Origin of the sequence: Streptomyces botrytidirepellens (assembly GCF_003721215.1) — a bacterium.
In the GTDB taxonomy this organism is placed as follows: Bacteria; Actinomycetota; Actinomycetes; order Streptomycetales; family Streptomycetaceae; genus Streptomyces; species Streptomyces himastatinicus.
In genome coordinates, this window is the sequence record NZ_RIBZ01000731.1 from 1 (window position 1) to 8524 (window position 8524).

Consider the following 8524-nt stretch of genomic DNA (forward strand, 5'->3'; position numbering starts at 1 on the left):
CTCGCCGCGGCGCCCACCCCCGAGGCGCTGCGCGCCGTGCTGAGCGGCGACGACGAACAGCCGGGCCCCGCCGCCGCGAAGCCGCGCGCGGCCGGGCCGTCCCTGCACAAGATCCTCACGGTGTGCGGCAACGGCGTGGGCACGAGCCTCTTCCTCAAGAACACCCTGGAGCAGGTCCTCGACCGCTGGGGGTGGTCGGCGTACGTCACCGTGGAAGCCACCGACACCATCTCCGCGAAGGGCAAGGCGTCCGAGGCCGTCGCCCTGCTCACCTCCCGTGAGATCGCCAGGACCCTGGGCGATGTGGGACGGCCGGTGAAGGTGGTTCAGGACTTCACGAGCACCGCCGAGATCGACGCGGTGCTCCGGGACACGTACGACGTCTGACGACGGGAACAGAAGTACATCATGGGCTGGCTGGTAACTCCCGCGAAGTTTCTCGTGAACGAGATCCTGAGCGAACCCGCGTATCTGATCGGCATCATCACCGCCGTCGGACTCATCGCGATGAAGAAGACCGCCGGGCAGATCATCGGCGGTGCCATCAAGGCGACCCTCGGCTTTCTGCTCATCGGAGCGGGCGCGGGGTTGGTCACCAACTCCCTCGCCCCACTGGGCACGATGATCCAGGGCGTCACGGGAGCGCACGGCGTCATCCCGACGAACGAGGCCATCGTCGGCATCGCCCAGGCGCAGTTCGGGTCGCGCGTCGCCTGGCTGATGATCCTGGGCTTCGTGGTCAGCCTGCTGCTGGCCCGGTTCACCCCGCTGCGCTATGTGTTCCTGACCGGACACCACATGCTGTTCATGGCCACGCTGCTGACCGTGGTGCTGGCGGGCGCCGGTCAGTCCACCGTCGTCGTGGTAGCGGTCGGCGCTGTGCTGCTCGGCATCATGCTGGTGGCCATGCCCGCCTTCGCCCACCCCTGGACCAAGCGGGTCACGGGGAGCGACACCGTCGCCATCGGCCACTTCGGCACGGCCGGTTACGTGGTGGCGGGCGCGGCCGGGAAGGTGGTCGGCAAGCGCAGCCGCAGCACCGAGGAGATGAAGCTCCCCGAGGGCCTGCGCTTCCTGCGCGACTCGATGGTGGCCACGGCCCTGTCCATGCTGGTCATCTATGTGGTGATGGCGGTGCTCTTCCTCCTCAAGGCGGGCGAGCGGACGGCCTTCAAGGCGTTCGCCACCGGCACCGGGGCCACGACCGCGGCCACCGACACCGGCAACTATGTGATGCAGTCGGTGATGCAGGGCCTCCAGTTCGGCATCGCGGTCGCGGTCATCCTCTTCGGGGTGCGGACGATCCTCGGCGAACTCGTGCCCGCCTTCCAGGGCATCGCGAGCAAGGTCGTGCCGGGGGCGCTGCCCGCGCTGGACGCGCCGATCGTCTTCCCGTACGCGCAGAACGCCGTGCTCATCGGCTTCCTCTCCAGCTTCACCGGCGGCCTGGTCAGCCTCGCCCTGCTCACCTGGGTGTTCAACCCGGCGTTCGGTCTCGCGCTGGTCCTGCCGGGCCTGGTGCCGCACTTCTTCACCGGCGGCGCGGCGGGCGTCTACGGCAACGCCACCGGCGGCCGGCGCGGCGCCGCCGTGGGCGCGTTCCTCAACGGTGTGCTCATCACCTTCCTGCCCGCCCTGCTGCTCAAGGTGCTCGGCGCGTTCGGGGAGCAGAACACCACCTTCGGCGACGCCGACTTCGGCTGGTTCGGCGCGCTCGTGGGCAACGCGGGCAAGGCCGGTGGCGGGGTGGGTGTCGCCCTCATCCTGCTCATCGGCCTGGCCGTCCTGGGCGCCGCCGTGCTGGTGCAGAAGCGCGTGGTCGACACGGGCTGGGACCCCGGCGCCGCCCGCGACGCGCTGATGCCCAGGGACGACGCGGCAGCGGGGGCCGGGGAGGCGGCGGGGCCGGACGCCCCGGGCCGTACCGCGTCGTACCCGAAGATCGCCCCGCCCGCGGGCGCCCCCGCACCCCCGCCACCGCCCCGGTGACGCACCCGCCTACGCGCCGACGTACTCCCGCAGATGCGTGGCGGTCAGTGACGTACCCGAGGCCACCAGGTCGGCGGGCGTCCCGGTGAACACCACCCGGCCGCCGTCATGGCCCGCCCCCGGGCCCATGTCGACGATCCAGTCCGCGTGAGCCATCACCGCCTGGTGGTGCTCGATGACGACGACCGTGTTGCCGTCGTCCACCAGCCGGTCGAGCAGCGCGAGCAGCTGGTCCACATCGGCCAGATGCAGCCCGGTCGTCGGCTCGTCCAGCACGTACGTCGTGCCGTTCTTCGCCATGTGGATGGCGAGCTTGAGCCGCTGCCGCTCACCGCCCGAGAGGGTGGTGAGCGGCTGGCCGAGCCCCAGATAGCCGAGGCCCACCGCCATCAGCCGGTCGAGGATCACCCGTGGCTGGCCGGTGGTGAAGAACTCCCGGGCCTCGGCCACCGGCATGGCGAGCACCTCGCCGATGCTGCGCCCGCGCAGCCGGTACGCCAGCACCTCCGCCTTGAACCGCCTGCCCTCGCACTCCTCGCACACCGACGCCACCTCGGCCATCATCGCGAGATCGGTGTAGGTCAGGCCGATGCCCTTGCAACGGGGGCACGCGCCCTCCGAGTTGGCGCTGAACAGCCCCGGCTTCACCCCGTTGGCCTTCGCGAACGCCGACCGGATCGGGTCCAGCAGCCCCGTATAGGTGGCCGGGTTGCTGCGGCGCGAGCCGCGGATCGCCGACTGATCGGCGACGATCACCCCGTCCCGTCCGCCGAGCGAGCCATGGATCAGGGAACTCTTGCCGGACCCGGCGACGCCGGTGACGACGGTGAGCACCCCGAGGGGGATGTCCACGCTGACGTCCCGCAGATTGTGCAGCCGGGCGCCGGTGATCGGCAGCCGGCCGCGGGGCTCACGCACCTTGTCGCGCAGGCTCACCCGGTGGCCGAGGTAGTCGCCCGTCAGGGTGCCGGACGCTCGCAGCCCGGTCAGATCGCCCGCGTAGACGATCCGCCCGCCCGCCGCACCGGCGCCGGGGCCCAGGTCCACCACATGGTCGGCGATCCCGATCGTCTCCGGCTTGTGCTCCACCACCAGCACCGTGTTGCCCTTGTCGCGCAGCTGGAGCAGCAGGGTGTTCATGCGCCGGATGTCATGCGGATGCAAGCCCACGGTGGGCTCGTCGAAGACGTACGTCACATCCGACAGACTCGAACCGAGGTGGCGGACCATCCGCACGCGCTGCGCCTCGCCACCGGAGAGCGTGCCGGACTCCCGGTCCAGGCTCAGATACCCGAGGCCGATCTCCACCAGCGAATCCAGCGTGTCGCGGAGGGCTTCCAGGACCGGCCCGACCGTGTCGTCCCGGATGCCCCGGACGAACGCGGCCAGGTCGCTGATCTGCATCGCCGAGCACTCCGCGAGGGTGCGTCCTTCGACCGTGCAGGACCGGGCGGCCTCGTTCAGCCGGGAGCCGTCACAGTCGGGGCAGCGGGCGAGCGCGACCGCCCGGTCCGCGAACGCGCGCACCTGGGGCTGCATCGCCTCCCGGTCCTTGGCCAGGTACAGCCGCCGGACCTTGGTGACCAGCCCCTCGTAGGTCAGGTTGTTCTTGCCCACCTTGATCTTGGTCGCTGGCTTGTGCAGGAAGTCCTCCCACTGCTCGGGGGTGTAGTCCCTCAGCCGGGCATCGGGGTCGAAAAGGCCGGAGTGCGCAAAGAGCTGCCAGTACCACGTGTCCACCCCGAATCCGGGGACGGTGATCGCCCCCTCGTTCAACGACCGCTCCCGGTCGACCAGTTGGCCGACGTCGATCTCCGACACCCGGCCCAGTCCCTCACACCGCGGGCACATGCCCTCGGCCGTGTTGAAGCTGAAGGCGAGCGGCGGCCCCACATACGGGGTGCCGATCCGGCTGAACAGGATCCGCAGCATGGTGTGGGCGTCGGTGGCGGTCCCCACGGTGGAGCGGGAGTTGGCGCCCATCCGCTCCTGGTCGACGATGATCGCCGCGCTGAGGTTGCGCAGCGCGTCGACATCCGGGCGGCCGAGCGTCGGCATGAAGTTCTGGACGAAGGCCGTGTAGGTCTCGTTGATCAGCCGCTGTGACTCCGCGGCGACCGTGTCGAAGACGAGCGAGGACTTGCCGGATCCGGAGACTCCGGTGAAGACGGTGAGCCGCCGCTTGGGTATGTCGAGAGAGACCTCCCGCAGATTGTTCTCCCTGGCCCCTCGGACCTGAATCACATCGTGGCCGTCCGCGGCATGGTGGTGCCGTACGTCGTCCCTGTCACTGACATCCATGCCTTCAAGTGTTTCATTGAAGTGCCACGTAGAGACTTTTCGCCATCACGGCCCAGCTCGGCGGGAAATGGGGGCGGAAAACCCTCAACTCGCTGTGAACATCATCCGGATAGAGTCTCCCCATGAGCCGCCCCACGAGCAGCCCCGAGACACCGCTGCGCCCGATCGACCTGGCACGCTCGGCCGGAATCTCGACGCAGCAGATCCGCAACTACGTCGACGCGGGCATCCTGCCCCCGGCGTCCCGCACCCCGGCCGGCTACCGCAGGCTCGACACCCGCCACCGCCGGGCGCTGGTCACGTACGACGCGCTCGTCCCGGGGTACGGACAGCACACCGCCCGGGCGGTCATGCAGGCCGTGCACGCCGGGGACGTACCGCTGGCGCTCAGCCTCGTGGACGCCGCCCACGCGGCCCTGCACGAACAGCGGCTGTCCCTGCGGGCCGCGGGCGAGGCGCTCGAAGCGGTCGCCGGGCAGACCCCCGAGACCCTGGACGTGCCGCGGGGTGCCTTGCGCATCGGCGAGGTGGCCGCGTACCTCGGCGTGCGCACCTCCGCGCTCAGGGTGTGGGAGTCGGCCGGGCTGCTGGTCCCGAAGCGGGAGCGCGGCACCAGGTACCGCACCTTCGGCCCGGCCGACGTCCGGGACGCCCGGATGATCCACATACTGCGGCAGGACCGCTATCCGCTGGACCGGATCCGGCCCGTCCTGGAGGGGCTGCGCCGCACGGGCAGCAGCGCCGCGCTGCGCGAGGTCATCGCCGAGCGCCGGGAGGGGCTGACCCGGCGCACCACGGCCATGCTCGAAGGCGCCGGGCGGCTGCACGGATATCTCACCGGACATCGGTGTGCCGAGGAGCGATGAGTTTGCCGCGCGGCGCCGGTCGGTAAAGGTAAACACTCCCATCTCCAGGAGGCACCGATGGCCAGCGACGGATTCACCACCTGCCTGTGGTTCGACGGCCAGGCCGAAGAGGCGGCGCAGCACTACGTCTCGATCTTCAAGGACGGCAAGCTCGGCCGGACCGTCCGTCACACCGAGGCCGGCCCCGGCACCCCCGGCTCGGTGCTGACCGTGGACTTCGAGATCAACGGCCAGAAGTTCGTCGGGCTCAACGGCGGGCCGGAGTTCACCTTCAACGAGGCCATCTCGTTCCAGATCCACTGCGCGGACCAGGAGGAGGTCGACTACTACTGGAACCGGCTCCTGGAAGGCGGTGGCCAGGAGATCCAGTGCGGCTGGGTGAAGGACAAGTTCGGAGTGTCCTGGCAGGTCGTCCCCGAGGTTCTCATGGAGATGATCGCCGACTCCGACCAGGCGAAGGCGAAGCGCGCCATGGATGCCATGATGCAGATGGTCAAGCTCGACATCGCCGCACTTCAGAAGGCGTACGCGGGGGAGTAGACGGCCGCCGCCCGCAGCCGCCCCTCCCCGCGTCCGGGGGAGGGGCGGGCCGGACGCCTTCTACGTGCGCGTCAGGTCTCCCGGGTCGGTGTTGGCCCCGCACAGCAGCACCGCCACCTTCTCGCCCGGCCGGGTCTCGTACGCCCCCGACCGCACCGCCGCGAGCGCCGTCGCCGCCGCGTGCTCCACCGCGATCCGGCGGTCGTCCCACAGGGCCTGCCGCGCAGAGACGATCTCCTGGTCGGACACGAGCACCGACCGCACCCCCTCCTTGCGCGCCCACTCCAGCGCCATCGGCGCCGCACGGCGCGCCCCCAGCGAGTCCGCCGCCACCGAATCCACGGGCACGTCGACCACCGCCCCGGCCTCCAGCGCCGCGTTCAGCGCGCGCGATCCGTGCGGTTCCACGGCCACCACCCGGACGCCGTGCTCCAGCGCGGAGACCGCGACCCCGGTGAACAGCCCGCCGCCCCCGACGGACACCACCACCGTGTCCAGGTCCGGGCGGCACCGCAGGATCTCCTCCATCACGGTCCCGGCACCGGCCGCGATCAGCGGATGGTCGTAGGCGTGCGACTCCAGCGCACCGGTCTCGGCGGCGTGCTTGCGCGAGGCGTCCAGCGCCTCGGCGTACTCCCGGCCGACCTGGCGCACGTCCGCCCCGAGCGCCCGCAGCCTGCCGACCTTGACCGCGGGTGCCGTCTCGGGCACGAACACCGTGGCGGTCACGGAGTGCCGGGCCGCCGCCCAGGCGCAGGCCAGTCCGGCGTTGCCGCCGGAGGCGATGACGACACCCGCCTCCGGAACCGTCCTCGCCTCGACATGGCTGCCGATGAAGTTGAACGCCCCGCGCGCTTTGAAGGAGCCGGTGTGCTGGAGGAATTCCAGCGCCAGCCATCCCTCGGCCCCGCCGAAGGCCCCCTCGTCCACCGGGGCGAGCGCGACGGGCCGGATCTGCCCCGCGGAGCGCCGCGCGGCGGCCTGTACGTCTTGATGAGTAACCACGTGAAACAGTGTATCAACCACTGTTACACTGCGCCTGTGAGAAAGAATGCGTCCGTGAGAGGGAAGCGGACCGCGGCCGAACCACCCGCCCTGGACACCATCGCGGTGGCGGCGCTGTCGGTCATCGACGAGGAGGGCCCCGAGGCCCTGAGCTTCCGGGCGGTGGCGCAGCGGCTCGACGTCTCGCACGCCACGGTCTTCCGCCGCTGCGGCGACTTCGACGGCCTGCTGAACGCCTGCGCCGACCACCTGGCCACGCAACTGCCCCGCGTACCGCAGGACACCGACTGGGCCGCCGCCACCGAGGCCCGCTTCACCGCGCTCTACGAGGTGCTCGTCCGGCACCCGGGGCTGGCGGCGCTGCGCGCGGGCCACGCCTGGTGGGGCCCGGAGCTGCTGAGCCGTCTGGTGGAGCCGCAGCTCGCCCAGAGCATCGCCGCCGGGATGGCACCGGCGGCGGCTGTCCGGGTCTACCGCCGGCTGTACCTGCTCACCCTCGGCGCCGTCGCCTTCGTCGACCACCGCGACGAGAAGCGGGCCCTGACCACGGCGCGCACGGCGCTCGCCGCGCTGGACCCCGAGGAGTTCCCGGTGCTGACGGGGCAGCGGGACGTGGTGCTGCCCGCCCTGACCGACCATCGCGTCTACTACGACGCGCTGCGCCAGCTGATCCGCGCCGCGGCCGCCGAACACCTCGGCTGAGGCACCCTCGGGCGAGGTGCCTCAGCCGAGCGCCCGCAGCCATGCGATCAGCAGCCGGTTGACCTCCTCGGGACGCTCCTGCTGCACCCAGTGGCCACAGCCGTCGAGGAGGTGCGAGGACACCAGGCCGGGGAGGGTGGTGGGGTACGCCGCGACGGCGTCGGCCAGCCAGCCGAGCGAGGCGTCACGCTCCCCGGCCAGGAACAGCGAGGGCTGGGTGAGCGGTGCCCCGTCCCACGCCGCGAGATCCTCCCAGTCGCGGTCGGCGTTGCGGTAGCGGTTCAGCGCCCCGGTCAGCCCGGTCCGCTCGAACTCCGCGGCGCAGACGTCCAGATCGGCCTCGGTGAGCCAGGACGGCAGCGGGCCGTCCGGGAAGCGGTCGCGCATCCGCCCGCCGCGGGGGACGAAGAACGGGCTGCCGCCGTCGGGGGAGGGCGCCGCGTCGCCCGAGAGCGCGGCGTAGAACCCCGCGAGCCAGCCGCGCACATCGGGCTCGATCTCCGCCTCGGCCCGGCCGGGCCGCTGGAAGTAGCCGACGTAGAACTCCTCGTCCCCGCCGATCCGCGCGAAGACCTCGCTGGGCCGCGGGCCGCCCCGGGGTGCGTACGGCACGCCGAGCAGCCCCACGGCGGTGAAGACATCGGGCCGGAGCAGCGCGGAGTTCGCGGCGATGGGGGAGCCCCAGTCGTGGCCCACGACCACCGCGGTCTCCTCACCGAGGGCGCGGACCACGCCGACGTTGTCGGCGACATGGGCGAGCATGCGGTACGCCGCCACGTCGCGGGGCTTGGAGGAGCGGCCGTAGCCGCGGACGTCGATGGCCACCGCGCGGTATCCGGCCGCGGCGAGCGCGGGGAGCTGGTGGCGCCAGGAGTGCCATGTCTCGGGGAAGCCGTGGAGCAGGAGGACCAGCGGGCCGGAGCCCTCCTCCACCACGTGGATACGGGCATCCGGAACGTCGACCAGCCGGTGGTGCATGGATCCTCCCTGAGTCGCTCGGGCAGCGCGGTCCACAACGCCGCGCGGCCAACAACGCCACGATCATGCGGTGGCGGCCCGGGGGAGGGGGAGGAAAGTTGCCGGTTCGGCAAAAGCCTCCGGGCGGGCCCTGGCACGGGCCC

Annotated in this window: 8 protein-coding genes; 5 read left to right on the forward strand and 3 right to left on the reverse strand. The window is 71.5% G+C overall.

Translation table 11 applies throughout. The features are described 5' to 3' along the window. Positions 1–387: PTS sugar transporter subunit IIB (locus EEJ42_RS37300; protein ID WP_148082161.1), on the forward strand; the 387-nt coding region annotated here is incomplete at its 5' end. 21 nt (positions 388–408) lie between these two features. Then, the gene (locus EEJ42_RS37305; protein ID WP_123106619.1) at positions 409–1989 is read left to right on the forward strand and encodes a PTS ascorbate transporter subunit IIC; all 1581 of its coding nucleotides are present in this window, start codon (positions 409–411) and stop codon (positions 1987–1989) included. A gap of 9 nt (positions 1990–1998) precedes the next feature. On the opposite strand, the gene EEJ42_RS37310 is transcribed toward EEJ42_RS37305, so the two are convergent. Then, the gene (locus EEJ42_RS37310; RefSeq protein WP_123106620.1) at positions 1999–4290 is read right to left on the reverse strand and encodes an ATP-binding cassette domain-containing protein; all 2292 of its coding nucleotides are present in this window, start codon (positions 4288–4290) and stop codon (positions 1999–2001) included. 122 nt (positions 4291–4412) lie between these two features. On the opposite strand from EEJ42_RS37310, the gene EEJ42_RS37315 reads away from it, so the two are divergent. Together EEJ42_RS37315 and EEJ42_RS37320 are read left to right on the forward strand one after the other, a co-directional pair. Next, entirely contained in the window at positions 4413–5156 is a 744-nt protein-coding gene (locus tag EEJ42_RS37315) for a MerR family transcriptional regulator (protein WP_123106621.1), read from the forward strand. Between the two features lie 57 nt (positions 5157–5213). Further along, positions 5214–5696 (forward strand): VOC family protein, encoded by a 483-nt coding sequence (locus EEJ42_RS37320; protein ID WP_123106622.1) that lies wholly within the window; start codon positions 5214–5216, stop codon positions 5694–5696. 60 nt (positions 5697–5756) lie between these two features. On the opposite strand, the gene EEJ42_RS37325 is transcribed toward EEJ42_RS37320, so the two are convergent. Then, positions 5757–6701 carry a serine/threonine dehydratase gene (locus EEJ42_RS37325; protein ID WP_123106623.1) on the reverse strand — a complete coding sequence of 315 codons (945 nt, stop codon included), beginning with the start codon at positions 6699–6701 and terminating at the stop codon, positions 5757–5759. Positions 6702–6755: 54 nt separating this feature from the next. On the opposite strand from EEJ42_RS37325, the gene EEJ42_RS37330 reads away from it, so the two are divergent. Beyond that, a complete protein-coding gene (locus EEJ42_RS37330; RefSeq protein WP_246097616.1) occupies positions 6756–7403 on the forward strand; it encodes a TetR/AcrR family transcriptional regulator in 648 nt (215 codons plus the stop codon). A 21-nt stretch (positions 7404–7424) separates the two neighbouring features. Here the strand turns inward: EEJ42_RS37330 and EEJ42_RS37335 are convergent, their stop codons facing one another. Next, entirely contained in the window at positions 7425–8381 is a 957-nt protein-coding gene (locus EEJ42_RS37335; protein ID WP_123106625.1) for an alpha/beta fold hydrolase, read from the reverse strand. Between the last annotated feature and the right edge of the window lie 143 nt (positions 8382–8524).

Bases quoted from the DNA above. Each gene is read 5' to 3' on its own strand.
- EEJ42_RS37310 (WP_123106620.1), bottom strand. From the start codon at position 4,290: ATGGATGTCAGTGACAGGGACGACGTACGGCACCACCATGCCGCGGAC.
- EEJ42_RS37305 (WP_123106619.1), top strand. From the start codon at position 409: ATGGGCTGGCTGGTAACTCCCGCGAAGTTTCTCGTGAACGAGATCCTG.
- EEJ42_RS37315 (WP_123106621.1), top strand. From the start codon at position 4,413: ATGAGCCGCCCCACGAGCAGCCCCGAGACACCGCTGCGCCCGATCGAC.
- EEJ42_RS37335 (WP_123106625.1), bottom strand. From the start codon at position 8,381: ATGCACCACCGGCTGGTCGACGTTCCGGATGCCCGTATCCACGTGGTG.
- EEJ42_RS37320 (WP_123106622.1), top strand. From the start codon at position 5,214: ATGGCCAGCGACGGATTCACCACCTGCCTGTGGTTCGACGGCCAGGCC.